Annotated in this window: 22 protein-coding genes; 12 read left to right on the forward strand and 10 right to left on the reverse strand. The window is 60.1% G+C overall.

Annotated elements, in window-relative coordinates; translation table 11 throughout:
* The first annotated feature begins 305 nt into the window (after positions 1-305).
* On the forward strand, positions 306-836 hold the full coding sequence (locus AM590_RS19650; RefSeq protein WP_216635661.1) for a M48 family metalloprotease: 531 nt from the start codon (positions 306-308) through the stop codon (positions 834-836).
* A 22-nt stretch (positions 837-858) separates the two neighbouring features.
* Here the strand turns inward: AM590_RS19650 and AM590_RS20280 are convergent, their stop codons facing one another.
* Positions 859-2613 carry a hypothetical protein gene (locus tag AM590_RS20280; RefSeq protein WP_157575396.1) on the reverse strand — a complete coding sequence of 585 codons (1755 nt, stop codon included), beginning with the start codon at positions 2611-2613 and terminating at the stop codon, positions 859-861.
* Between the two features lie 287 nt (positions 2614-2900).
* Between AM590_RS20280 and AM590_RS00645 the strand changes: the two genes are divergently transcribed.
* From AM590_RS00645 to AM590_RS00670, 8 genes are all read left to right on the forward strand, one after another.
* Positions 2901-3401, forward strand: a complete 501-nt coding sequence (locus AM590_RS00645; protein ID WP_042662502.1) for a hypothetical protein — start codon at positions 2901-2903, stop codon at positions 3399-3401.
* 176 nt (positions 3402-3577) lie between these two features.
* Positions 3578-6046: a tubulin-like doman-containing protein gene (locus AM590_RS00650; protein WP_042662503.1), complete on the forward strand. Its 2469-nt coding sequence runs from the start codon at positions 3578-3580 to the stop codon at positions 6044-6046.
* Entirely contained in the window at positions 6043-6843 is an 801-nt protein-coding gene (locus AM590_RS20285; protein ID WP_157575397.1) for a hypothetical protein, read from the forward strand. Before AM590_RS00650 ends, AM590_RS20285 begins: the two co-directional genes overlap by 4 nt.
* A 63-nt stretch (positions 6844-6906) precedes the next feature.
* Positions 6907-7533, forward strand: coding sequence for a metal-dependent hydrolase (locus AM590_RS19655; RefSeq protein ID WP_082256276.1), 627 nt, complete (start codon positions 6907-6909; stop codon positions 7531-7533).
* Between the two features lie 176 nt (positions 7534-7709).
* Positions 7710-8582 (forward strand): ImmA/IrrE family metallo-endopeptidase, encoded by an 873-nt coding sequence (locus tag AM590_RS00655; RefSeq protein WP_082256278.1) that lies wholly within the window; start codon positions 7710-7712, stop codon positions 8580-8582.
* 213 nt (positions 8583-8795) lie between these two features.
* Positions 8796-9272, forward strand: a complete 477-nt coding sequence (locus tag AM590_RS00660; RefSeq protein WP_042662507.1) for an SWIM zinc finger family protein — start codon at positions 8796-8798, stop codon at positions 9270-9272.
* A 48-nt stretch (positions 9273-9320) separates the two neighbouring features.
* Entirely contained in the window at positions 9321-9545 is a 225-nt protein-coding gene (locus AM590_RS00665) for a hypothetical protein (protein WP_042662508.1), read from the forward strand.
* Between the two features lie 112 nt (positions 9546-9657).
* Positions 9658-10587 carry a transcription initiation factor IIB family protein gene (locus AM590_RS00670; protein WP_058825768.1) on the forward strand — a complete coding sequence of 310 codons (930 nt, stop codon included), beginning with the start codon at positions 9658-9660 and terminating at the stop codon, positions 10585-10587.
* A 31-nt stretch (positions 10588-10618) separates the two neighbouring features.
* Here AM590_RS00670 and AM590_RS00675 read toward each other — a convergent pair whose 3' ends face one another.
* The 7 genes from AM590_RS00675 to AM590_RS21350 form a co-directional block, all read right to left on the reverse strand.
* Positions 10619-10915 carry a DUF3006 domain-containing protein gene (locus tag AM590_RS00675; protein ID WP_058825769.1) on the reverse strand — a complete coding sequence of 99 codons (297 nt, stop codon included), beginning with the start codon at positions 10913-10915 and terminating at the stop codon, positions 10619-10621.
* Complete coding sequence (locus tag AM590_RS00680) at positions 10912-12357, reverse strand: lamin tail domain-containing protein (RefSeq protein ID WP_058825770.1); 1446 nt, start codon at positions 12355-12357, stop codon at positions 10912-10914. Before AM590_RS00680 ends, AM590_RS00675 begins: the two co-directional genes overlap by 4 nt.
* A 716-nt stretch (positions 12358-13073) precedes the next feature.
* Positions 13074-15128, reverse strand: a complete 2055-nt coding sequence (locus AM590_RS00685; protein ID WP_253805804.1) for a VirB4 family type IV secretion system protein — start codon at positions 15126-15128, stop codon at positions 13074-13076.
* Positions 15115-16212, reverse strand: a complete 1098-nt coding sequence (locus AM590_RS00690; RefSeq protein WP_058825772.1) for a hypothetical protein — start codon at positions 16210-16212, stop codon at positions 15115-15117. The genes AM590_RS00685 and AM590_RS00690 overlap by 14 nt, the downstream gene beginning before the upstream one ends.
* The gene (locus AM590_RS00695) at positions 16213-17325 is read right to left on the reverse strand and encodes a hypothetical protein (RefSeq protein ID WP_058825773.1); all 1113 of its coding nucleotides are present in this window, start codon (positions 17323-17325) and stop codon (positions 16213-16215) included. It abuts the gene before it with no gap.
* A 63-nt stretch (positions 17326-17388) separates the two neighbouring features.
* Positions 17389-19029, reverse strand: a complete 1641-nt coding sequence (locus tag AM590_RS00700) for a hypothetical protein (protein ID WP_157575398.1) — start codon at positions 19027-19029, stop codon at positions 17389-17391.
* A gap of 52 nt (positions 19030-19081) precedes the next feature.
* Positions 19082-19519, reverse strand: coding sequence for a hypothetical protein (locus AM590_RS21350; protein WP_345775623.1), 438 nt, complete (start codon positions 19517-19519; stop codon positions 19082-19084).
* A gap of 788 nt (positions 19520-20307) precedes the next feature.
* Here AM590_RS21350 and AM590_RS00710 point away from each other — a divergent pair.
* Positions 20308-21429 (forward strand): site-specific integrase, encoded by a 1122-nt coding sequence (locus AM590_RS00710; RefSeq protein WP_058825776.1) that lies wholly within the window; start codon positions 20308-20310, stop codon positions 21427-21429.
* A 63-nt stretch (positions 21430-21492) separates the two neighbouring features.
* On the opposite strand, the gene AM590_RS00715 is transcribed toward AM590_RS00710, so the two are convergent.
* On the reverse strand, positions 21493-23268 hold the full coding sequence (locus AM590_RS00715; protein ID WP_058825777.1) for a histidine kinase N-terminal 7TM domain-containing protein: 1776 nt from the start codon (positions 23266-23268) through the stop codon (positions 21493-21495).
* Positions 23269-23384: 116 nt separating this feature from the next.
* Positions 23385-24278 (reverse strand): UbiA family prenyltransferase, encoded by an 894-nt coding sequence (locus AM590_RS00720; RefSeq protein WP_058825778.1) that lies wholly within the window; start codon positions 24276-24278, stop codon positions 23385-23387.
* 132 nt (positions 24279-24410) lie between these two features.
* Between AM590_RS00720 and AM590_RS00725 the strand changes: the two genes are divergently transcribed.
* Together AM590_RS00725 and AM590_RS00730 are read left to right on the forward strand one after the other, a co-directional pair.
* Entirely contained in the window at positions 24411-24869 is a 459-nt protein-coding gene (locus AM590_RS00725) for a MoaD/ThiS family protein (RefSeq protein WP_058825779.1), read from the forward strand.
* Between the two features lie 97 nt (positions 24870-24966).
* Positions 24967-25440: a zinc ribbon domain-containing protein gene (locus tag AM590_RS00730; protein ID WP_058825780.1), complete on the forward strand. Its 474-nt coding sequence runs from the start codon at positions 24967-24969 to the stop codon at positions 25438-25440.
* Positions 25441-25467: the final 27 nt, after the last annotated feature.

Below are 25467 nucleotides of genomic sequence, written 5' to 3' on the forward strand. Positions count from 1 at the left end.
CACACTCGTTGCCTCCTCATTCCTTCCGAAAAGTAACACCGATAAGCCGCCGCAGTCATGCGGTTCTTCGCTTAGCTAAAGACGGATGACTCGTGGCCTATGTCAGTTGGTCACTTCTCGGACAGGGCGTCTCACTCGTTGTTTGGTTGCTTGGGGGCAGCCTCGCGCTTCCATTTGGATACTTACTGATGGGTTCGTGCTACCAACTTAGTCAGTTAGCACTCCTCGTTCGAGAGATTCGGACGCGGTGCGATAGACACCCTGATTTAGAGCCATACGCCATCCCGTTTGAACCCACCGTTCCGGTGTGGGTCCTGCCGGAAGAGCGGTTCTATGCAGGTGCATATTGGGACCCATTTGACCATGCAATCGTCCTTTCGACAGGTGCGTTGGAACATCTCGATGATCTCGAAATTGCCGCTCTCATCGCCCATGAAGAGAGCCACTTCGAGCATCGAGGCGCAAAACTACAGTTTATGTTTGCATTTCTACCTGCATTCGCACTCATGGGGAAGAACGTCGTGTACAGCATTTATGACTTCCATGCCCGAGAGTTCACCGCGGATGAGTATGCTGTCCGACGCCTAAACGACGCCACGGGCACCAACCGCGGGGCCGACGTGATGGTTGGACTCCTACAACGGTTTTTCAAAAATGAGACCACAGTATTGGAGGGGTCTGTTCTGACGTTCCTTCCAACATTACAGACAACCGCGCTCACCGAAACGGCGCAGGGTGTGGCTGAACGTGCGTTCACCGTGTTTCACGGTCACTTCGCTGGTGCGGTCCATCCATCAAACCACGAACGGATCTGTGAAGTTCGTCGTCGTGACTAGACCGTTCTTGAGGAGTAGTCGTTCACTCCTCGAAGAGTGCAGCCAGTCGCTCGTCTTTGTCCATGTGTGCTGTGTCGACCAAGATAGATCCAAAGTACAGCTTGTACGGGGCTGCTACAAACATTTGGGCGTGTGCACGAAGCAATGCAACCCGACTGGCTGCATCCGAAGTGAGACGTTGGTATCTCATCGAGAAACTCTCAGACCCGATGATTCCTGGATGTTGAAGTCCAATCGTATTCGGCGTCGTACGTGCCCGAAGGCTGTACATTCGTCGGATTGCATGCCGTACTGTTTTTGCGCCAACAACCGCTGCAGCTGCGGCATCCGCGTTTCGCTCGCTTTTTCGGTAGTCGAAGAACGCAGGTAACGCGTTCGCTCCACCGAGGAATGACGACAGCATCACCGTCGCGTAGCCAAGCCGTCGCTCTCGGATGTGATACAGTTCATGCTGCAACAATGCCTGTAACTCATCGCGAGAACATTCTGAAACCACGATATCGCTCACGATGATGTAGTTTCGCACACCGAATAGTAGCGACAACGGACGAATATCTGGATAGCCGTCACAGCTGATCCGACGAACTTGAACGTCGGGCGGAACCAACGACTGGCCAGCGTCGTCCGTAAGTGGTGTTGACCGCGCGAGTACGCGGAGCGCCCGATACGGTCGCCCAAGAATCTCTGTAACTGTCCCAACCGCGACGAACACGAACGGCCAAAGCAATCCACTAAGGAATATGAGACTCCCGAGACGTGCTGACCCAGGGAACGCCGCAAACGCGTGATCAAGCGTCTCGTACATGCTCGTGAGAAACCCGTGTACTGACGTCGTGAGTTCAGCCGGCAGTATCACAAGAAGTGGTTGGAGGGTTGACGACGGGAGATAGTACGTCCCCGTAATACCGAAAAGAAGAATCGAGATCGCAACAGCCGTTACTGCATAGATGACGCCCGAGAATATAACAAACCCGACAAACGTCCCGAATCGCTGTGTGGCTGACTCAAATGGGGTGAGCCGGTAGTCGTGCAGGACGCTCGTAGTATATCTGCAGTCCCAAACCCAGAGTCCGAACATGACGAGTGCACACAGAAAAACGAGCGTGAATAGCGGGGTCGCAATCTGAAAGACTGCTTCTCGGACGACTGCTGGAGAGAGTGTCTCAGGTGCTGCTGTTTGTCCGCCCGTGAGGTCCGAAAGTATCGAGGCTGTCCCACGGCTGGTCTCACCGACTGCGTACGTACTCAGAACCGCCCCAAGCCGCGCGACATACGTTGCTGCAAGGACCGCTGGAAAAAACAGTAGCGTGGTTCCAAACGATGTTATTGCCATTGAGTACGGAATCGCCATTGGTCGTTTTGCGAGATCCGGACGAACAAACGGGAGCTCGTCACTCAAATAGAATAACATTAACTGGATACCGACTGCAACGGCACAGAATACGAGTACAGGCCAGTAGTCGGTAATACTGAGCAGGTGATTGATTACGGTTGCAAGCGCTAACAAGCCCATTACTGAGACGAACCCACTCTTATTTTCGAATACAATCTCGGTACAGACGCTGACTGGTGCGTCCGTATTATGTTTGCCTTCAAGAAGCACAAGTGCGGCGAGGTAGCCCGGAAGCGACCAAACAGTAGTCAGCAAAAAGGGAGCGAAGACGACGAGCGCAACGAATAGCGACTGAATAGATCCGTGTAACCAACGCTCGACACGAACTTCATTCTCGTTAGTTATGGAGAATCGTTCGTTTGGGACGAACCGATTTTTTGCCACCCACTCTATACGTCCGCTCTCAGACACAACACGTTCATACGCATCGTCAAGTTGGTTCTCGAGTGCAGTTCGGGTGGGGGTCTGCGTTGCCCATCGTACTTCGTACGCACGGTGTGGCGATGTTACAGACGACCGAATCCACTTGACCCAGCGTGATGTGTCTATTGTGAGCACAAACTCCAACTCTCGTCCGAGCAACTATTCTTGATGGGTTTCAAATCATTTGATTGATACGAAACTTGCTCCCAAAGCTATATTCTATTGTGGCGAACGTGTCGACTAGCTGAATGACCGTGTCTCGAAAACAGAGCGCAGATGAATTTGATAAGCCGTGGCCCTTGCAGGAACCACGCGAAGTTCTGAGCAATCGGAAGCTCCGCTTTCCGTCGATGGCGCAAGAATATCTTGTCGGGTTCGAAGACGGTGTCGCAGTTCACTGGAATTACGATGTGGATTCTGGCTTTGTGTTCGTTTCTCAAGCACCAGCATACAAGGAAGGGTATACGTACGCAGACCGGAACGTCGTCGAAGAGCCGATGAGTGAGTGGCCGAAGATTCGTGCACCTGCGGCACTTCCAGTACAAATCCGCGAGCGGTTCGAAATCGAAGGTACCTACATGGTGTACCTTGCCAGCCCAGAGATGCTTACTGACGAGAATCCGTCGGCATGGGTCCTGTCGTGGTCGCAGTTTACGTCACTTCTCCCTGGTGCAGGCGGTACTGGCCCTGATGACGTGGGTACAGCGATCTCGAAGAATCCGGGGTTCATGCCATCTTCGCCGTTCTAGCGGTCGTTGCTCTTCTCACGGCCTGTTTCTACGAGTAGAAACTGTTCCAGCAGTCGAGACTCATTCTACTGCATGAAAATTGCCAACTTATTGATACATGTGCTGCGTTGTTGTGGGTGAGGATGGTGAAGACAGACGGATTGGGTCTGTTGGATCACATCGTCCACTAACCCACCATGACCGAAACGAATGCAGTCACGATGCCGGAGCACAACGATGATGCGGCACTTACTGAAACGCCGACGCTCATCGTGTGTGAAGGGGACGGCGGAATTGAAAAAGGAAAAGCAGTTCTCGCGCTCGCCAAGCGAGAAGGAATCGAAGACCGAGTGAAGATGGTTGCAATCAATTCGGGGTCCGGAAAGTTTGGCGACCTTCCCGATGATGCCGAAACGGTCACCTTACGAACGCCAGAGCGGCGCTTCCACGAACATGATAAGAAACAGCGGCACTACCTCAAACCAACGGACATCATCTCAGGAGCCCATGGGAGTGGCCGCATTCGACGCATCGGACGGTACCACTTCGATAATCCAGAGCGGGTCGGGAGTTACCACGATCAGATTCGTCGGACGATTGTTGAGTTTGTCGAACAGTTCCAAAACGACCCCGACGTTGACGGGCCAAAAGGCGTGAACATCTTCCAGCTCGTTGGAGCAGGTGGTGGAACTGGTTCTGGCGTCATGCCGCTCATCACCGGGCTCCTCCATAACATTCTCAACGAACTCGAGAATACGCTCCAACCCGGGTTCGAACACTGGGCGGTCTGTAGCCTTGCGACGACGTCAGACTTCGACGGTGGGGGGGATGCACCCGACATCCATTGGCGGTTCCCAGCGAACTCACTCGCACTCCTTGACGAACTCCGGGCGATTACTGGGTACGATGACGTCGACTACCCACTACGAATTCCGCTGCTGTCGTCTCAAGATCGAACGAACAACCGCCGGTCGGCATATTCCATCGATGAGAACCCCTTCTCTGGGGTGTTCTTGCTCCGCTACAATCAAGACGAAGCTGAAGACCGTACGTACCGCAAAGGAGTTGGCCGCACGACTGCCCGACTCGTCGTCGAGTGGATGCGGAAAAACCAAGACCCATTCGAGGACCTCGAAAACGAGGTAAAGTACCTCACGAATACGTTCTACGAGGTTCGAGGTGCCAGCTTCGAGGTCCCCAACGAGCGTGTTCGAGAACTCTTGGAGGTGAAAAAGCAGTACCAAACTGCCACCCAAGACGTTGCACGGATTACTGACGAGCAACGTGACATCGAAGCGGCACTCGAACAGCTCGACATCGCGCTTGATGCGGAGTCACTCATTCGAAGTGGTGATCTTGTCGCTGCGGATCATGATGCTCGCGGGGCTGACGATGAGGGTCGTGTCGCGCCCGAAGTGATGGTGACCGCATTCAAGCGTGCTGAGCAAGTCGCCAGTAACCTTTCACCGCGGGCGTCGCGAATCGACGGGATCAAAGACGAACTGAGCGAGTTCCAGGACCGTCGGACGTACTCGTTCCATGCGTCGCTAGATGGAGATACTGTCCAACGCGCAATCTTCATGTCTGCCGTCCTTACAGAAGTGAAATCGTCACTTCGGAGCCACCGCTTCGACACGCTTGTACACGAGTTCGTCGAGCGCCACGATAGCCAGATCCAGAAGGCAGACCCGTCGTTCACGTCGACGGCAGATCCCAAAGCTCAGTTCCTGCAGACAATTGAGCCAATGCTCACGAACCGTATTCAGGCGCTCTCGTCTGAACTCGACAGTATGGGCCTTACTGGCCGGCTCACAGAGCGAGAGACGTACACCTCTACCAAAGAGACGATTGAGCAACTTCGGTCGACGCTCACGGAACTTCGGAATGCACTCGATGAGCGTGACCAGATCGCGCAACTCGCTGAATCGGTCGAGAATGAGCGAGACGCTGCAAATGAAGCACTCGAATCAACGCGAAGCGAACTCGTCGCTGCGAAAGAACACGCCGAAAGCAAACTCAACACGAGCCAGCAGCGAAAGCGGGCATCGAAGCATTCTCTTGACCGTCACACGGAGGCCATCCAGAGTTCTCCGCTTGGACGGTTCGTTACCCTGCCAGTCGCATCAGGGGCTGAGCTGAGCGAATCACGATTCGAGAACAATCCGGGAATCACGGAACTCATCGAAGACGGTGTTCTCGACCGCGAGGTGGTTGTGAACCGTCTCCAGGAGACACTCTACGATTACGAGGACGGCGTCCTCGGGGCTTGTCTCGAAACGCGTGCGAAGTCACGTGCACCAAGCCAGAGCCGCCCAGTCGTGTTCTGTACGGAGCCCGCTCGGGAGTTGATCTGGGAGGATGCTCCGTCTGGGACGTCGCCCAAGACGATTGCAAGCGACGAATTCGACAAACAACCAGAGACGGTTCTGTGTACTGACGACCACCGTATCGGTCTCCTCGCAGTTCATGGTGAACTTGCACTCGATAACTTCGACCATGGCCAACTCCGAGATTCGCTCCACCGTGGCCGGCCCAGTCTCTGGGGAGAGCGCATCGACCTCGCGGACTGCTACGCGTATCCTGAACTGCTGCCAGAAGATCATCCGGTGTCGCTGCAGAGTCAGGTCGACAATGCCGACCTCCCCAAGTGGGGTGAAGACCGATGACTCGAACGCCTATTTGGGTCCTCTCCGTTGCGGCGCTTGTACTCGTTGCTGCACTCACCGCACCCGTTGCGGCTGTTGGTTCGAGTAGTCCTGCCGTGCCACTGACTGTCGACACTACCTTCGTGGGAACGAGTGAGACGAGCGAACACGCTGTCGTCGTAACGGTTATCGTTTCACCGACCGACAAAACCGGTCCAATAAACAATACTGCCATCACGATCAACACCGAGGATACGTCGTTCATTGACCCATCGAGTATCTCGACGAACGAGACGACGGGAGGTGCACAGGTCCTGCGACAAAATCGGAGTCGACCTACTGCGTTCGAGTTGGACCGAATGGAGCCTGGGGAACGTGTTACAATCTCGTTCCGTGTGTACCCGAAAGCAGTACTCCCTGCAGGAGAGACGCTCGCAACAGTCTCCGCACAAACCCAGTTTACCCAGACCCAGCGTGTCGCGTCTGAAACAACGCCTGTCGTACCCGTTGTGGATCGATCGGATGCGGGGTACGCTGTGACACCGCCAATCTCACCTGTTCAAGCTGGTGGGATCGGTGCGACAGTCGCTGCTGTCGGTACGTTGGGTATCGCTCTCGTCTACCGGCGACAACGGCGACAGACGCTCTGTGGCCTCCTCCGGTCCGCGCACGAACAAGCAGCTAGTAGCGGCACAAAGCGAGCCATCGAAAAAACACTCGCCAAGCTTGGAGGAGATCCACCGTCGTCGACGGCTGACTTCGACACTACGACGCCCGAAACCTCGGATGAAGAGCCACTCTTCGATTTCGATGAGTGATTGTCTCTCGACGAGAGTTGCACAGCGCCAATGCACACCGTGGCGTCACCACCGGAGTAGCTAATGCCAGGATACGAACGCCATCTCAGATATGGGTCCGTCGCTCACGTGGTGCTCGTCGTTGGAACGACACTCGCGTATCTGGTTGGGCTGTGGGACCTTGGTGTGGTTGCGCTCACCGCCGCAGTATTTCCAGTAACCCTTGTTGGTGCGCTCTTTCCAGATCTTGACCATCCGTCTTCGATCCCATACCGGTGTGGAAAACGCTACCTACCGGTGTTCATAGCTGTTCTTGTAACGGTGATCGGCCTCCGCTACCGACACCCTATTGCAGTAGCGCTCGTCGACACTAATGCGCGTGGCGCTGGTGCCTTCGTGAGTGGGTTTTTTGTCGCTTCTGCTGCGTGGGGATCGTGGGAAGGGATACGGACATTGTTTCCGCTGCTTCGGCCACCACATCGGACGATCACGCACCGTCTTTCGACCGGTATTGTCGCCGCGATGTGTGTCGCGACAGCTGTGTGCTTACTCGTTGGCGGTGATGGCACGCTCACCGAGGGAGAGTTTGTCCTCATTGCAGTCTGTTCGCTTGGGTTCTTTCTTGGGGTTGTGAGTCACCTCGCAGCCGACGGACTACTGAGCGACCGTGGATTCTCAATCGTGGCACGTATACAGACGAAGGAAGATTAGATCTCCTCGGATATTTCGCCTGACCCACGTTCCACGCCTGTCTCGGCTAACTGTACTATTTTATCGGCCCCCTTCGGGTGCGGGGCGGCACCTCGCCCTGCTGATTCGAAATGTCACAGCCAGACACAGCCATGCAGACAGCGACGTTCAGCGACGCACCCACCCGTGCCGACGAGATGCAACTTGCCGTCGAGGAATGGTTAGAAGACCTCCTTGCCGAGATGACCACCGCACACGCAAGCGAGGCGTTCCAGCGGTGGCTTGACGTCCAGAGCCGGTTTCACGACTACTCAGCGCGGAACAGCCTGCTCATTTCGTTGCAATGTCCGGACGCGACGCACGTCGCAGGCTACCGGACGTGGCAAACCGAGTTCGACAGACAGGTCTCGGAAGGTGAGTCGGCGATTTGGATCTGGGCTCCGATCACGGCCAAAGTGTGTCCGGCTTGTGGCGAACCGAAGTCCACCCACGACGACGACTGCGAGAGCGACGGTGTGCCATACTCGGAGTGGTCGAGTCAACTGCGTTCGTTCAAGCCGGTTCCCGTGTTTGATGTGTCACAGACGACGGGCGAGCCGCTGCCGTCGTTGGAGACCGCCACACACGGTGACGCGAGCGACCTCGTTCCCATGCTCTGTGCCGCGGCGGAGTCACTCGGGGTGGACGTGTCGCTCGTGTCTCCGAGTGAGTGGACCCACGGCGCTGCGCGCGGCGTGTGTGAGTTCCCGCAGGGACACCGACCGAGCGTCGCAGTCAGACAGCGGCCGAACGAGGCGGATATGGCGACGACGCTCGTCCACGAGTTCGCTCATGGGCTGTTGCATGCAGACCGGACGAGCCTGCCAGAGCGGTCGCTGCGCGAAGTCGAAGCAGAAGCAGTCGCGTATCTCGTCGGTCGACAGTTCGGGTTGGATGTCAGTAACTCAGCGTTCTACCTCGCTGCCTGGGCGGGCGAGGACGCCGCGTCGGTTCTCGAACGTCTCAACCGGATTCGGTCGGTGACGGTGTCGATACTTGGGGCGGTTGGTGACTCGGCTGGTCGTCCCTAGCTCGCTTGCGATTGCGCGACAGTCGCCTCTCGTTCAGCGACGACCGAGACGTCGCTGACTCGCTGCCTGTGAGCAATCGCCGAGAGAGTTTATCGCCCCCACACAGGGTGCGGGGGCTCACCACGAGCGTTCGCCGTTCCAATGACTCCGAAACGACCACCCACCAGACGGTCCGTAGCGACATCGACCCACCGCGGTCACGACCTCGTCCGTGTGACCGAGTGGCTGCCGGGAAGCGAGCCAACTGACTACGCTCTCGAACTCTCCGACGGCGACGGCTATCGAACGCGGTTTTGGCGCTGTCGGAACTGCGGTCACGAGCGAAACCGGCGCGACGAGTTCCGCGAACCGTGTCGTTCGACACCCGGCCGCCCGCTCGTGAGCGACGGCGGCTACGCAGTCGAAGACTCGCGGACATGGAAAGCACTCATCGAAGCGATGACGGTCCGGTTCGGGACCGTCGGCCCGCGCTACGACGTCGAGTCGTCGAGCGGGAACACCTACGAGGTCGATATCGCGGCAGGGACGTGTAGCTGCCCGGACCACCAGAAACGCGGTGTCGAGTGCAAGCACCTGAGACGGGTGTTGTTCGAACTCCGGACGCGCATCCTGCCTCAGCCGGACGGGCGCTTCGCACGGTGTGTGGCGGAGTCGCGACGAGAGACGAGTGCGTTCGAGCAATCGCGGTGAGTGTTATCTCCCCCTGAGGGGTGCGGGGGAACTTCCCTCGTAGTTCCAATGGCAACGAATCATACCAAACACGACAGCGGCATCGCTGAGCGCACACCGACCGGACACGAGATTCTCGTCGTCACCGAGTGGGACGACGACGGAACACCGTCGCTCGAAACACTCGCGCAGTTCGACCAGGGCCGGCGGCGCGTCTGGCGCTGTGTGAACTGCGGAGACGAACGGAACGAGCCATCCGGGTTCGAGCAGGGCTGTCCGAACCAACCGGTGTAGGTCGCGATCGCCGCGACGACGACACGCTACAATCCGAGGCGCACCGCCTGCCAATTTTATTCCCCCCTGAGGGGTGCGGGGTGGCGAAGCAGCCACCTCACGACCGACAACAATGTCTCTGAGAGAAATCTACGACCGAACCTTCGACGAATCGTGCGGAAAATCCATCGACGCCAGCGAATGTCCCGAATGTGACGGGCGACTCACGACGGACAGCGGTGAAACAGCCTGCGAGGGGTGCGGCCTCATCGTCGACCAGTACTATTTCGACCACACGCATGGGCCGCGTGTGTTCGACGAGGACCCCCACTCAGTTCCCCGAACGGGTGGCCAGATCACCCCGGCGCGACACGACAGAGGCGTTTCAGCGGAAATCGGCTACAACCGTGATGCGAACGGGCGGACGGTGTCGAGTAAGAAACGACGGCAACTCTACCGGCTTCGGCGCGAGCATCGGCGGGCACGCTTCGAGTCGAAAGCGGAGCGGAACCTCGCGACGGCGCTCGGTGAGATTAGCCGAATGGGGAGCGCCCTCGATCTCCCGTGGAATCTCATCGAAGAGGCGAGTCAGCTCTACCGGCGTGCCCAAGACGCGGACCTGATTCGAGGGCGCTCAGTCGAGATGATTGCCGCGGGGTGCCTGTATGCGACGTGTCGGCGGCGTGGCCTGCCGCGCCCACGTGATGAAATCGCGAGCGTCGCGCGCTGTTCGTGTGCCCAGGTGCAGACGGGCTATCGAGCACTCAACAGCGAGTTAGGAATCGATGCGCAGGTCGTCACCGCGCGGACGTACGTCACTCGGCTCGGGTCGGACAGCGGCCTCTCGACGCGGGTGCAGTCACGGGCGTACGAACTCGCGACAAGTGCCGACGAGGGCGGGATTACAAACGGGCGGAATCCGGCTGGCGTCGCCGCAGCGTGTCTCTATCTCGCGGGAACGGAACTCGATGTCGCCCCGACACAGACCGAACTCGCCGCACTCGCGGACGTGTCGGTCCCAACGCTCAGAGCGCGGTATGTCGAACTCACCGAACTGGCGTGAGAACCGGCGGCGACAGTCGGCTCCGGTCTGCTCAGGTGTCGTCGTCCGAATCGGAAGCGGCCGGCGGGCGGCGCGAGAGTCGGTCGAAGCGTGACTGAGCGGCCTCGGTTCGCGCCTCGGTCTCGTCGGGTTCGTACTGGCCACCGTCGTATGCGCCGTCAGCGACGGTAATCGTCAAGACCGCGTTTTGGGTTCTCGCTCGCCACGGCAGTTCGTCGCGGTCGACGACGAGTTGGTCGATATCCCGACCGTCGGCTTCGACGAGCAACACCGCGTGGTCGTCCTCGAATCGGTCGACTGTCGCCGTGTATGTCCCGTCTGGAATCATGCGTACGTCTCTTCGAGTACGACCGCACCGGTATTATCGGTCACGGTGATGGTGTCACCGCCGTTGTTCCAGATGGCCGAGCCGGAGCCCCAGTAGTAGTCTGTGGACGTATCGGTCCCCGTTCCGGTGTGGAGGGTGAGGGTCTCGCCTGCGGCGAGTGTCGTGTCCGACGGGAAGGTGTAGGTCCGGCCTGCGGCATCGGCAACTGTCCAGCCGGAGATATCGAGGGCGTCACTCCCGGTGTTCTCGAAGACGATGTACTCGTCGTTCAGGTTGTCCGTGTCGTCTCCCGCGGCGTCGGCGTGGACGTCCGCGACTGCGAGCGATGCGGCCGGGGTCTCGGTTTCGGTCCCGCCGTCAGTTGCGACCGGCGTGAGCGTCGCGGCCGTTCCGTTGGTCGTGATGGTCGTCCGGGCGGTCACCTCCCCGGTCGTCCCCGGTTCAATCGCCGTCCCCTCGCGGAGTTGTGTCGGGTCAGTCGGTGCATCTCGTTGGGTGCCCACGGTGACGTGCTGGCCATCGCTTTCGAAGACAATCGTGCCGTGGGTTGCCGTCCAGTACGTCGGCACGGACTGCGCTGCCAGCCGGGACAGCGTCTCTTCGTTCGGGTGGCCGTATTGGGAGTCGTACGCGCTCGAGACGACGGCGACCTTCGGCTGGACCGCTTCGAGGAACGGGGCCGTCGTACTTCCGGCCGAGCCGTGGTGGCCCGTTTTGAGCACCGTCGCGTGCAGCTGTGAGCCGTACGTGTCCACGAGATACTCTTCGGCTTCGTGTTCGGCGTCCCCGGTAAACAGGAAGCGCGTCGACCCGAACTGGGTCATGAGGACGATACTGTTCTCGTTGCGGTCTTCGTTTGCCAGGTAGCCCTCGGGTGGCGACAGAACTTGGGAGTTCACGTCTCCCAGCTGGATTTCGTCGCCGGCCTGCGTGCGGTACAGCGGCACGTCGTGTTGTTCGATGGCGTCGAGATACGCCTCGTACGTCTGGGAGGTGGAGGTGATGCCGGGGTCGTACACCGCACCGATGCCGTCAGCCTGCGTTTCGAAGTAGTTGATAATGGCCGCGTTCCCACCGATGTGGTCCGCATCAGAATGTGAGGTCACGAGATAGTCGATGCGGTCGATCTCGTGTGCTTGGAGGTACGAAAGCACGTGTTCACCATCGTCTCGGAAATCACCGGTGTCGATGAGCATCGTCTCTCCATTGGGGGCGACAAGGAGCGTACTGACAGACTGGCCGACGTTGATGAAATGGACTTCGAGCGTCCCGTTGACCGACGCGACAGTTTGGGTCGACTGTGTCGTCGCCGTCGTCGTTGCCGTGGACGTTGCTGTCGGTGACGCCGTTGTTCCTGTGTCGGGGGCGGGGCCACCGGCACCGGTACAGCCGGCGATGAAAACGAGGAGGACGACCGCAATCGTCCGTGCCTGGGGAGCCATACGACGACATGGCCGGCAGGTGGTTTATGTTTTCGTGGCCCTGCGAAATCCGTGGCAGTAGATACACACGGCGTGCTGGATGTAGCGGGTGTATGCAGCATGGGAGTCTATTTACTTCTCCTGGATTTATCAGAACCACCGGTTAGAAGGGGGTGTTTTCAGTTCAATGGAGGGCTCAGAGGCCATTCACTAGAATACCTCCGATCAGATCTTGCTCCCAGGTTAGGGAAGTTAGTGACAATAGAAAATACAAATACAGTAACAAATAAGTGTCAACAAATATCATGGTCTAATGTACCATGGGGCTGTTAAGATCAAGCTGTTACTACTGTGGGGATACAGGTGTTGAAGAGAAATGCAGTAACTGTGGAACAAAGTTCCACGTTGACTGTGCGAGAAATGGGGGGCATCTACAAATAAAAAAAGATAGTGGGCTGATTAGATCGACGACCTACTATAAGTTCAACTGCCCTAACTGTCCGAATCGAACTCAAGGGAAAGTGTAGACGCTCTCGCTGATTACTTTTATTTACTGTGGTGTCTGATAGAATAATTGTGCGTTAAATGAAATTTCAAGCCAAGCAAGCGTCAATTCATTAACCTCTGTGTCTGGTGAGATCGAGTACGGAACTGGTAACCGACTTGCGCTCTGTATTCAGCGGGATTGCTGAAACCGATCACCGATTGAGGGTTTCAACAAGACCAACAGAGCCGCGTTAGTCGTCCGCGAGGGGACGGTCCGAACGGTCGTGTACGCTGGGGTCGTAATCGATGACCTCGGTCTCGTCGGGCATCGCCCGCACCTCAATCCCGCGCCACTCGCCATCGAGGCCGACGAGCGCCTGTGAGTACCCCAGTCGGTCAGACCCGGGGACGGCGTCTTGGACGAATCGCATCTGTGCGTAGTTGAGCCCGAACTCGTTCGCCCACGTCTCGTCCATCCCGTCGAGATGGTGGAACTGCTTGATAGCACATTGGTCGAGAATCGCTTCCGACTCCGGATGTTGGAAGAATTCGTCGACGGTCTGGGTGACGAGGCGAATCGAGAGGTCGTGGTGACGATGGTGGCGGAACACCGTCTCGAGGAACGACAGGCTCTCTGTGTCCTGCATGATGTAGCGGGCTTCATCGATGACGAAGACGACCTCGTTGTCGGTCTCTTTGGCCCGCTCGTAGACGGCGGCGATGAGCAACTGCATGAGCAGGCTCGTACTGCCGCCGACGGTGCCTTCCTGTTGGCCGAGGTCGAGATAGATGAGCTTCTCGTCGCGAATCTCGAACTCGGTCTCCCGGCCGAGATTCTCGTATCGCCCGCCGGCCGCGAAGGGCCGCAGCTGGTCGATGAGCCACGCCGCGTCGGCTTCGAGCTTCGCCGTCTCGACAGAGCTGCGAATGACGAAGTCGTCGGGCGTCTCGGACATCGTCGTCAGCACGTCGAGAACGTCACGCATCGTCGGGCTCTCGTTGTCGTGGGTCGCCACGTCGTCTGTGATCCCCTGTTCGTGATACGCTTCGGTGATGGCCAGTTCGAGCGTCGTGCGGTGGTCACCGAGGTGGATGCCACGGAGCGAAAAGAAGTTGGTCAGGAAGCTCAGCACGCTATCGATTTTCTCGTTGAACGGACTGGCGTCGTCGCCGAGTGTTCGCTGGACGCGCGGCGGAGTCGGCTTGATTTCGAGTGGGTTGAGTCCCATCTTCCCACCAACCGTAATCCGGTGGGCGTTGAGGGCTTCGGCGACACCGGCCCAGTTGTTGAGCGGTTCGAGAATGATGCCGATGCGGTCTTTCGAGTTCGCAATCGAGCGGATGAAGTTCTGCTTTGCGCCGAACGACTTTCCGGAGCCGGGGTCGCCGACGGTGAACATCGCATACCCGTTTTCGCGGGCGAACGCATCGATAACGACCGGGCTGTCGTTGTGTCGGTGAATCCCGACTTCGACACCGTCGGGTTCGAGAATCGTTGGATTGTGTGGTGACGCAAGCAACGCCCCCACGGCCCCGCCGAGGGCAACCACGTCTTCGTCGAACGGGTTCGGACCGAGGGGAGCGGCTGCTTGGAGCCCGCGGTCCTGTGCACACGTCGCCGTCTTCGGCGTGAGATTTGCGGGGTGGTCGCGAAGGCGTCGCTTGACGGTTCGAACCGCCTCGCGGAGTTCGCTGCGGGTGTCACCACGAACGGTCAGAAACATCGCCTGCGAGAAGACGTGTTGGCCCTCTTCGACGGCGGTGTAGGTCGCCGTTGCTTCGTCAGCCCGCGTCTGGAGATACGAGCCACGGACGGTCTGTTCGAGCTTCGCGTCGACTTGGAGGTTATCGGCGAGCGTCTGCAGTTGGTCGCGAGCGCGAGCTTGGTTTTTCGGCTGTAAGCGAACCGTGCAGTCGAACTCGATATCGGTGAGATTGAACAGCTCGTTCAGATAGCCGTCTTTGGGATAGTCCGGGTAGGACGCCAGATACAGCGTCGTCGTCCATTGGTCGCCGACACGTGCGGCGCGGGTGTCCCACTCGATTGCAGCGGGCGCGGCCATCGATGCGTGTGCAGTATCGATTGCCTCCAGAATCGAGCGGTCGGCGGCCGCCTGCTCCAACACCGACTCATCGAAGACGGCAGTCGGGTCGAACGCCTCGGTCGTGTGGGTCAGGCGTCGCCAGCCGACGGTGAGCGCGACGCCAGCGAGAAACGCAAGCCCACTCCCAAGGACGGCCCACAGAACTGGTTCCGGTGGTGACGCGAGCGCCGATTGGAGCAGCAGCTGCTCAACCATCGGCATCCTCCCGTTGGCTGTGTCCGAGCGCTGGTGCCGTTCGGAGACTCGCCTCCGGGTCGCCGTACTCGTGGACGGCTCCGTTCCAGAATTCAACCGAAAGCAGGAACTGCTCGGTCGTCGAGAGCCGGCGGGCTGCCCAGCCGCGTTGTTTCCCGATGAGTTCCGTTTCGAGCGTCCGACAGCGTGTGTCGACGGCGTCGAACAGGCGAGCGCGGACCTCCGCCTCGGTGAGTTTCTCACGCCGCGTCACGAACGGCGTCAACAACACCCCCACGAGCGGCAGCGCGGTCAGTCGCTGCAGCGGTGTCTCCTCTTCGTTGAGATCGCTGTAGACCTCGAACGGGTCGACTTCGACGCCGAGGTAGTAGCAGATTTCCTGTGTCCCAGCCATCTCTTCGGGCCGCGTGTCGCGATACTCGGAGAGGAGTCGCTCGAACGCCGGGCTTTCGGCCACGTCTTCGTCGGTGAGTCGGTCATCGATGCGGTCGATGAGTCGGTCGACGGGGAACGGTCGCGTCGTCGCGTGGAGGACGAGCGGAAAGTCGAGTTCGTTGTTCGCGAACGTCTCGGCGACGTGCTGTCGTTGGGCCCAGTCACCGGACATCGCGAAATCCATGTTCGACGGGTTGAGTTCGACCATCCCGACCATCGTCCCATCACTCCGTTCGAGTGCGCCTGCACCAGGCCACGCCGCGGCGATGTTGGTGAGGTCTTGTGTCTCCTCGGCGGGGACGAAGGGGTTGTAATCGCCAAGCGTCTGTGCGTCACGCCCGGTCGCGTCGGTGTCGGCGTACGCCGTCGTGAGTGACGGCCGGCCGAGATAGTAGTGGACGAGGTCGCCGAGCCAGGCGGTCGTCGTTCGGTGTGACGGCGTCGCGTAGACGGTAAGGAGGCCGCAACACAGTCCCCCAAGGCCGAGCGGCCAGAGGAGTGAATCGATACCGGTCAGTCCAGCGATGAAGACCCCCACGATTGGGAAGCCAACGAGCGGGTAGAGGTCGCCTTCCTCGATGTTCAGAATCGGGATGCGAACCGCTTCACCGAGCGTTTTCAACAGTCGTCGTTCAGCAGGTGTCTCTTGTGACATTCAGTAGTAGCCAGGGTCGTTCTCAGTTCGGCGATACGTGGGGACGCCGCGCTGGCCGTTCGCATCGGCGGCGACGTGGTCGTGTTGCGTTGCCGTTTCTGGGGGAGCGGAGGGTTCGAGTGTGGTTTCAACCGCGTTGACCGCCGCAGACCGCGCACCGAGTTTCGCGACCGAGGCGGCACCAGCAGGCCCGCTGACGGCACCCGCAGCGACAACCGTGCCAGCGGTGGCTGTGAGTCGCCCGGTCCGCTGGACTGCCCGCGTCGTTCGTGGGATGACGTCACGAAAGAGTCGCCATGCGATGTAGACCGACACGAGCGGGAGCGAGGTCGCAAGGAGGTAGCGGGCGAACGCACTCCCTGGCACGAGGTCGAACGTAACGAGCGGCGCGAGCACGAGGTCGTATGCACCAAACAGCAGGGCAATCGGAAGTGGGACAATCAAAAGCGGGATGAACCGCCGGCACAGCGACGCCGTGAGTCGCGAGACGACAGGGAGATTGGCGTACGTGACTGCGAGTCCGAACGGCATCGCGAAAATGTAGCCAAACAACAGCAGGTCGCGAACGACAAAGAGCGCTTGGAGGCCCCACATGCCGAGCGCCCCGAGCGCCCCGAGTCCGAACGCGAGAATCGGGTTCGTAATCGTCACGACCAGCAGGTCGGACAGGAGCGTGCCGACACTCGTCACCGGCGGCAACAACAGAAGCGTGACCGCATCGACGAGCGTGAGCGACGCTGCGGCAATCCAATACCAGCAGACGATGAGGACACCGCCCGTCCAAGCAGACCGCGATGTCGCTCTCGCAATCAACGGATTTCCGAGATTGAAGACGCGAATCGTGTTCCTCGCTTGGACGGCCATCACGAGCAGCAACAGTGCAAGGAAGGTGGTTTCACCAGCGACGAGCGTCTCGTGGAGTGACTGCCACGGTTCGTTCGTCGGGACGCCGATGCCGAGGACGCTCCCCGTCTCTGGGGTTGGCGTTCCGAAGGCGGCCGCGCTCAACTGCTCGTAGCCGTCGGTGATACCGCGCTGAAACCAGCCGGTGATGGCGGCGAGGATGTCGGCGAACCACTTACTACCGAGTTCGGACAGCGTCGAGTCAGCCATGTCGCCTCCGGGTTCGAGGTCGTGGTCGATGCAACTGTGAAACGGATCGTGTACTGCGTCGTATCATGGGTTTGGAGTACTGAGTCGGCCAAGTTGGTGTAGTGCGTACACCACGGCCCCAACGGCGAGCAGGAGTTTGAGAAGTTCCCAGAACGCGTCGGTCAGGCCGTGGGTCGTCGTGAGCGGGTGCCAGGTGGCAGTCGCTTCGGTCGCGACGTAGGCAGGCTGTCCCGGTCGCCACGTCGCCGGCCGGTACGTCGCCCGGTAGCTGCCGGGTTCAGAAACGACGACCGTCGCTTGGCCGGTTTCGTTGAGTGACACCGGCGTCCCAGCGACGGTGACCACGCCACCGGTGTGGTTCGTTCCGGGTGCCCCGGTCGACAGCGGTGCGCCCGTCGTGTCGTCGGTGAGGGTGACGCGAAGCGTCGCGTCCGTCAGCGAGCGCGACACGGTCGTGAGTGTGAGCGTTGCGTTCCGAGCGCGTTGTGGCGTTGCTGGGAGCGAACGTGTCGTCGGTGGTCCGGCAACGAGCCCGGTGAGCGTAATCGACGAGGCCGCCGGCTGTCGGAGGCGGAGCCTGTCGACGTGCTGGTACGCCGTCGGTGTACTCGTGAGATTCGAGTCGTCGAACTGGGGGCGCGCGTGCTGGGTTCCCGTTCGGTCTTCGATCTGTAGCGGCCCCCACGGCCGGTCCGGCTCCGGACGCGGGCGCGTTGGAACGGCATGGACGACGAGCGGTCGTGCTGTCGGTCGAACCACCGCAGTTGTCGTCGCAGTTGCCTTGTCGAGCGTCTGCCACGCTGGCTCTGCGGCGGTATAGAACCGCCAGATGTTCTGGACTGCATGGTCGGGTGTCCCTGCGAGTGCATAGCGACTCCATGGCGTCAGATTCGAGAGGATGACTTGGCGGGTGTCGTCGTGGTGCGCGAGGACAGCCGTGTCTGCACTTGGCCGTGTGACGACGACAGCCTGCGTCTGGCTGACGGTGACGTTCGCCGTGACGAGTTCGGTCGTCGTCTCGCGCGTGCCGTTTGCGGTGACTGTGACCGTCCGTTCGAACGCGGCGGTGACGGTTGCCGTGAGTCGGAACTGCGTTCGCCCCGTCGGGACCTGCTGATAGGTGAACGTCGGCTGTTGTGTGTTCGAGTCGGTTGCGATGACACCTCGGTCGGTGGCAAACGAGACTGATTCGACACGGTGTGAACGCAGTCGCCACGAGACGGTCGTGTTGCCGGTCGTGACCGGTGTGGTGTCGACTCGATAATCGACATAGCCATGGACGGTCCCTGTCGGTCGAACGAATCGCGTCGTCGTCGCGGTCTCGTGGACGAGCGTCGACGGCGACACCGTCAGCAGCGACACTCGAACGTCTCGAAGTTGGCCATCGGAGCCAACCGTGGCCGACGATGGGCCGAGCGACGTGGTTTCGTCACCCGGCGTCATCGACTGCCGAAGACGGTCGTTCGCCGCCGTCACGTTGGGCGGTGTCTCGTACGTGAAGTCCGTACACGTTGCCAGCAATTCGGCTGGTTGCGGGTCGCGTCCGTACTGCTCGCGGTAGCCGTCTGCTGTGAGACAGGCGTCCGCGTCGTCCGACCAGCGCGTCGCATTTGTGTGGGGGGCCGGTTGCGACGCGTTTCCGGGTGCTGCTGCTCCAACGCCAACCAGAGCGACGAGCGCCACGGCGGCGAGGACGCAGGTCACACGGCGGAGCGAAGCTGTAGAACCGCTCGGAGTGTGAGACCTCACGCGACCGCTAGATGGGGACGAGGTCGATACACGTCGCAAGCGGGAGGCCCATCGTACTTCCAGCGACGGTGTAGAGCGGGCCGAGTAAGACGAGCGTGAGCGTCGATTTGAGTGCGGTTCGCTTGTGTCGCTTGATCTTCTCTCGTTGGTCTGGGCTGAGCGTGAAAATCTCAGACAGCGAGTTCCCCTGCCAGACGACGACGAGGCCGATGAGTCCAACCGTCGTCGTGAGTTGGAAGAATCCAGAGATCATCGTCGGGATTCGGTCTGTTTGACAGATGACACTCTCTTGGGCGAGTGCCGGTTCGACAGCAATGAGACTGAGCAAGACGACTCCAATCAGTCCATGTCGAGCGAGATGTCTAACCGTCGGTACAGCGTGCGTATGGCCAGAAGAGCGAGCGTGTGCTGCTGCTCTTCGGACCCGAGCGAATGGGCGAGTCATACTTCTTGGGTAGACGGGCTTTCACCGCGTTCGAGTGGTGGCTGCCATCGAACTGTCACCGATTGGGTAGGAGTCGGAGACTATCGCTTGTTTTTCTCGATAGCTAGCTATAAATTTGGCGCAGAGATATCATCTATGATACTGACGGCCCACATTTCAACGGAACCGATGTATTCTACTACTTACAGGCCTAATTGAAAGACTTAGAATTGATATTTATAATCAACGGAGCATCGTACTGTAATTTTATAACAGCCGACAAGGGTGCCGGCTGTATTCGGCCGGCGATTACGTATGAGACGAACGAAATCAAGAGAAGCGATAGATCGCGTTGGGATATACGCTCGTATTGGCGACGTTCCTGAGATTCACCGGCTGTCACGGCATCAGCCGACGTACCAGGGTCAAGATACGTGGTCCGAATTCTGTGAGGAATACGAGTACGGACGTGGCTCTGGTTCACGGTACAACGAGGCAGTCGATCGGGCTGGATCACATTGGCTCGAACATATGGACGAATTGCAGCGTCATCATGCTCTTGCGACGCCAACACATGTTGAGCGTTGGTGTCGACGTCTTTTGGATGATAAGTCAGCTGCAACCGCGTACAATTACTGGGTTCGTATCAAGCGCTTCTACGATTGGTTGTTGTGGCATACCAACCACCCACATCGGTATTCTCCAGTAATGCTTGCTGTTGTCGCCGGTGGCGCAGCTGGTGACATTTGGGATGTGAAAATTAAGAAATGGGAGACTGTTCGCCCACGGAACGAGGGAGGCGATTCCGCGTGACTGAACAGCCGCAAACCCCCCGTGAGATGTTAGCAGAGGAATTCGGTCAGTCTACCGACCCACTTGCCGCGCTTGAACCAACGTTCAACAAGACGACTGTCGACCCATTCGAGGTGTTCTTTGAGGAAGTGCTAAACGCACGGGATCTCTCATCAGCAACTCGAGGACACTTTGCGTATGTCTTCGACGAGTGGCGCTCACATATGTGTGAGATGGGACGACACCCAGCTTGTCCTGCGCTCGAACACGTCGAGGCCTACATTGAGATACAGCGTACACCAAAAAAAGAGGGTGGCCGCGGAAACACGGCACGAACGGTTAAAGAAAAACTGCGCAAGCTCAACCGGGCATATCAGTACTGGCAGGACGACCCCGTATTCCCACATAAAGACGGCTACAACCCATTCGAGCTAGCCAAGAAACGGGTTTCGTTGCGTGTCAAGAAGACTAAGGAGCATCGAAAGGTCACGATTGCAGAGCTCCGGGATATGGTTGCCTCGGTAACCAATCTCCGGGCGAGGGCACTCATCATGCTTCAGTTGAAGCTTGGCCTGCGCGCTGGTGAAGTTTCGAACCTCCGTCTCGAAGACATCAGCCTAACAGCGTCGCTTACAAATGAAGCATATCCAACGCTGGGGTCGCATGAAGCATTAGGCACGAGGACAAATCTCGTGTACATCCCGTCGCGGGATGAGCGGGACGGGAATAAATCGGTTAGACCGCGTCTCCTCCCGTTAGATACAGAAATACGGTCGCTTCTGGACCGCTATCTATACGCACGGCCCAAGAACGGTGAGCCGTGGTTGTTTCTGTCGAAAAAGAGCCACACCCAGATGACTGTAAAAGGTGTGAACAAGGTCTGGAAGAAAAACTTCCATCCGAAGTATGCAGAAACGGACGCGCATCGGCCGATTACAAGTCATTTCGGTCGGCACCGGTTCACCACATATTGGCGTGTCGAACAAAACCTGAACCGGCAACTCGTGAAATATCTCCGAGGCGACCGGACTGGTAGCTTTACGAACAGTAGTGGGATCGATGCATATCTTCACGCGTACTACGAAGATATCGAAGCAACATACCGAGCGGATATCTACAAATTAATCGAGGAGGCGTAGTACTGTACTTTTTAGAAATTATTGTCGATCCTCCCTACTATCTCACCGGATAGCTGAATCCCTCTACTCCTCCCGCAACGCCGGAAGCCGAAGCACCACTTCGGTCCCGCCCTCCTCGCGGGGATGGAAGGCGACGGTACCGCCGAGTTGGTCGACGCCCCACTTGACCAGCCAGAGACCGAGGCCGCTGGCGTGTCTGAGTTGCGTCTCGCCGTGGGCGTCGATGGCGGCGAGTTCGCTCGCGTTGATGCCGGGGCCGTCGTCTTCGACGCGAATCACGAGTTCGTCGGTCTCGTGGCTCGCGGTCACCGTGACGACCGGCGTCGCCGCTGGGTTGTGTTGGACGCCGTTTTCGACGAGTTCGCGGACGATGGGTTCGAGCGTGGGCGCACAGACGAAGTCGTGGGCGGGAAGCTCGTGGAGTCGGATATTCCCACAGGGGAACTCGGTGCGGACGGTGTCCGCGGCGGCCCGTATCTGAACGGCTACGGGGAGGAGACGGATGTCGTCGTCGCCCTCGCGGGTCGCGCCGAGTTTGCGCGCCTTTTGGCTGATGTTGACGAGCGTCGACGCGTGGTCGTGGAGGGTCTGGGCGTGGTCCCGCGCGTCGTCGAGTTCGCCGGCGTCGATGTCGTCCAAGACGAGGTTCGCGTAGCCTTCGAGGAGGTTCGCCTCGGTCCGGAGGTTGTGTCGAAGGACGCGGTTCATCACCTCGAGTTGCTGGAGGTTCAGCCGGCGGTCGGTCACGTCGCGGAAGACGAGCGCGTGGCCGATATCGCGGCCGTGGTGGTCAGTAAAGGCGCTCGTCCGGAGTTCGAAGTAGCGCTGTCCCGACCCGAGTCTGACCGTGAGGTGGTCCGTGTCCCGCTGGTCGGGCGAGAACGCCTCGATAACGTCGCTGACGGGGTTGCCTTTGAGCTCGGCGGCGGTGTCGCCGAGAATCCGCGCGGCCGCTTGGTTCACGTCGGTGACGCGCCACTTCGTGTCGGTGACGATGACCGCGTCGGTCATCGTCTCGACCACGCGTTCGCGGGCGACCCACCGAGGGATCGGTCGGGCTTCGAGGAGTTCGAACCGACTGACGGCGACGGTACACGCGAGGCCGGCGAACGCGAACGCCGCGGGAGTCATGTCGATGGCCGGGCCGTACAGTTCGAGCAGCGTCGTCGCGGCGTTTCCGAGCACGGGCATCAGCGCCCCGACGATGAGGATCGCGGCCTGGAGGCGGTAGATCGTCGGCATGTCCAGCGCCGTCCGGAAGACGACGATCGCCCCGGCGAGCCACAGCAGGTAGCTGTATCCCAACAGGACCCAGTACAGCGGTCCCCACTCGGTCTGGAGGACGGTAATCGTCCGACCGATGGCGGGGACGACGGTGACCGAACTCCACATCAGGTGGTGTGCGGGGTTGGTCCAGACGGCGACGAAGCCGACCACGGGGAGAAACGAGAGGACGAGAAGCGACCCCGACGCGGTGAATCGGTCCCGACCGGCGTAGGCGAACGCGAAGAGGAACCAAGCGATGGGGGCCACGAGGACGCCGGCCCACTGGAGGTTCGCAAGGACGAGTTTGAGCGTCAGGTCCGCGACGAGGAGTTCCAACAGGTAGCCCGCCGACCACCAGCCGCTGGCGAGGCCGAACACGATGAGCCCGGTCGCGCCGGGCGTCGAGCGCCGTCGCCACGCGAACAGGGCGACGTAGCCGCTTACGACGCCGGTGATAACCATCAGGCCGACGACGACGACGATGAGTGAGACCGGCTGTATCAGCAGGCGTGCGCTGACGTCGCTTCCGAACACCAACTGTTCGAAGGGGACCCACTCGATGCTCGGGAACACTAACTGAATAGTCATTCACCAGGTGACAAAAACGTATTCGAGAATCTGAGCGGGGAGTTTCACCCCGATGCCGCCTCCGAACTCGTCTCAGCGGCGTTGTATCAGCGGTTGACGCGTCACGCGAGCGCCCCGCCGGTTCCGACAGCCGCGGCGACGACCGCGACGCCGACGGCCATCAGCACGCCCTCGCCGTCGCGGAGCGTACAGAGTCGCTCGACCGACCGGGAGGACCCGGTGAGCGCGTGGGTAATCCACGTCGAATAGGCGACCGAAGGAAGGAGCGCGACCGGAGCCCACGCGGGGACGACGCCGACCCACGCCGCACCCGAGACGAGTCCGAGCGAGACGAGTTCTAACCCGTAGAGGCTCAGTTGCGTGCGGCGGACGCCGACGACCGTCGGCAGGGTCTCGACGCCGTTCCGGGCGTCGCCCGTCACGTCGCGGACGTTGTGGACTTCGACCGAGATGGCCGAGCGGAGGAAGAACCAGCCCGCCGCGACGGCCGCGCCGGCGGCGTAGTCGGGTGCGGTCGCGGCGACCGAGAGCGGGATGAACGCCACGGGCACCGCCCACGCGAGCGACACCGTCGCGGTGTTGACGAGGAACACGTCTTTGAGCCGGTCGACAGACGAGAACGGGACGAGCGGGACGGTGTAGAACGCGGCGACGACGCCCGGAAACAGCGTCAGCCCGAGGGCGTAGACGCCGCCGTACCGGACGGCGAGCCAGAGCGCGACGGCGACGACGGCCACCGAGCAGGCGGCGTACAGCCGCGGGTGAGACGCCACGAAGGCGGTCCGTTCCGCGTAGTTCTCCGCGTCGGCGTCGAGGTCGGCGAGCTTGTCGAAGTTGTAGATGCCGATGGTGATGAGGAAGCCGACGACGAGGGCGGCGTTCGGCGTGATTCCGGCGAGCGCGGACGCGACGAACACCTCGGCGATGGTCGACGCGCCGAGGAACACCGAGCTGTGGACGACCGCACCGTACAGGCGAGTTGGAACGATTCGCATGGCACCTTCGTGTCGTGGCGCGAGCAGATTAGTTGTGAGCCAGGCAACAGTTTTCCCCGGGAATCCGGTTTTCGCTTGCGGTCGAACGTGTTCGGGACCTCGCTCATTCGGATTCGGCGCGTAATGGGACGTATGGAGACAGGGACAGCCGAGCGGAAAGCGCCGGACGCGACGGGTGCGGCGGATGCGACAGAGGACGCGACAGACGCGGCGTCGGAGACGGCGGACTCGCCAGAGACGACAGTCGAGGTCAAACTGACCGGACATGTCAGGACGGCCGCGGGCACCCATCAGATGGAGTTCACCTTCGAGGGTGAGACGCTCCGGGCGTTCCTCGACGCGTTCTTCGAAGCCTACAACGTGCGCGACCTCGTCATCGCAGAGCGCGAGGCGGACGCGACGACGCGGGGGTGGGCGCGGGTGGAGCGACCGCCGGGCACGTGGCGGAAGAACCCCGAAGGAGAGCAGACGCAGCCCTACGCCCGCGTCCTCGTCAACGGCGTGTTCAACGAGAACCTCGACGGCTTCGACACGCGACTCGACGACGGCGACCGCGTCGCGCTCATGAAGCCGTTTCTGTACTGTGTGTGAGCGGTGGTCTCCGTAAGGGACCCTCCCGACGTGACGGCGGGTCGTCCTGACGCCCGACCGCCGCAGGACTAACGTCCTCGGCCGACAGAAGACAGGTATGTCATCGCCCTCTACGGACGACTCGACTCGTGAGCGCGGCCCGGACGAGGCGTTCTGCCGCGACTGCGGCGCGGTCATTAACGCGCGCGCAGAAATCTGCCCCGAATGCGGGGTCCGCCAGCGCGACCCGCCGAAGTCGTCGGTCGACTCGGCGCTCGACGACCTGTTCGAAGGTGGCAACCCCTTCGTCGCGGCGGTGCTGTCCGCGATTTTCCCCGGTCTCGGACAGCTGTACAACCGCGAGCTCGAACGCGGCCTCGTCTTCGCGGTCGGCTTCATCGTCGCCTCCGTCTCGGTGATGGTCTTCATCGGCTTCCTCCTCGCGCCCGCCGTGTGGCTCTACGCGGTGTACGACGCCTACACGCGTGCCGAACTCCGGGCCGAGGAGCTACGGCGGGAGGCCGAGCGGGGACAGGAGACGGAGATTTCGGTCAGCGAGGCGGACGGCGAGCACGAGGAACGCGAGGAATAGACGCGAAAAGTCGAGTGTCCGTTGGGA

Source organism: Haloferax sp. Q22 (assembly GCF_001482285.1).
GTDB lineage: Archaea > Halobacteriota > Halobacteria > Halobacteriales > Haloferacaceae > Haloferax.

Excerpts from the sequence above, each read along its gene's own strand:
- AM590_RS00645 (WP_042662502.1), top strand. The coding sequence starts at position 2,901 with ATGACCGTGTCTCGAAAACAGAGCGCAGATGAATTTGATAAGCCGTGG.
- AM590_RS00650 (WP_042662503.1), top strand. The coding sequence starts at position 3,578 with ATGACCGAAACGAATGCAGTCACGATGCCGGAGCACAACGATGATGCG.
- AM590_RS20285 (WP_157575397.1), top strand. The coding sequence starts at position 6,043 with ATGACTCGAACGCCTATTTGGGTCCTCTCCGTTGCGGCGCTTGTACTC.
- AM590_RS19655 (WP_082256276.1), top strand. The coding sequence starts at position 6,907 with ATGCCAGGATACGAACGCCATCTCAGATATGGGTCCGTCGCTCACGTG.
- AM590_RS00655 (WP_082256278.1), top strand. The coding sequence starts at position 7,710 with ATGCAACTTGCCGTCGAGGAATGGTTAGAAGACCTCCTTGCCGAGATG.
- AM590_RS00665 (WP_042662508.1), top strand. The coding sequence starts at position 9,321 with ATGGCAACGAATCATACCAAACACGACAGCGGCATCGCTGAGCGCACA.
- AM590_RS00670 (WP_058825768.1), top strand. The coding sequence starts at position 9,658 with ATGTCTCTGAGAGAAATCTACGACCGAACCTTCGACGAATCGTGCGGA.
- AM590_RS00675 (WP_058825769.1), bottom strand. The coding sequence starts at position 10,915 with ATGATTCCAGACGGGACATACACGGCGACAGTCGACCGATTCGAGGAC.
- AM590_RS00680 (WP_058825770.1), bottom strand. The coding sequence starts at position 12,357 with ATGGCTCCCCAGGCACGGACGATTGCGGTCGTCCTCCTCGTTTTCATC.
- AM590_RS00685 (WP_253805804.1), bottom strand. The coding sequence starts at position 15,128 with ATGCCGATGGTTGAGCAGCTGCTGCTCCAATCGGCGCTCGCGTCACCA.
- AM590_RS00690 (WP_058825772.1), bottom strand. The coding sequence starts at position 16,212 with ATGTCACAAGAGACACCTGCTGAACGACGACTGTTGAAAACGCTCGGT.
- AM590_RS00695 (WP_058825773.1), bottom strand. The coding sequence starts at position 17,325 with ATGGCTGACTCGACGCTGTCCGAACTCGGTAGTAAGTGGTTCGCCGAC.
- AM590_RS21350 (WP_345775623.1), bottom strand. The coding sequence starts at position 19,519 with ATGACTCGCCCATTCGCTCGGGTCCGAAGAGCAGCAGCACACGCTCGC.
- AM590_RS00720 (WP_058825778.1), bottom strand. The coding sequence starts at position 24,278 with ATGCGAATCGTTCCAACTCGCCTGTACGGTGCGGTCGTCCACAGCTCG.
- AM590_RS00725 (WP_058825779.1), top strand. The coding sequence starts at position 24,411 with ATGGAGACAGGGACAGCCGAGCGGAAAGCGCCGGACGCGACGGGTGCG.
- AM590_RS00730 (WP_058825780.1), top strand. The coding sequence starts at position 24,967 with ATGTCATCGCCCTCTACGGACGACTCGACTCGTGAGCGCGGCCCGGAC.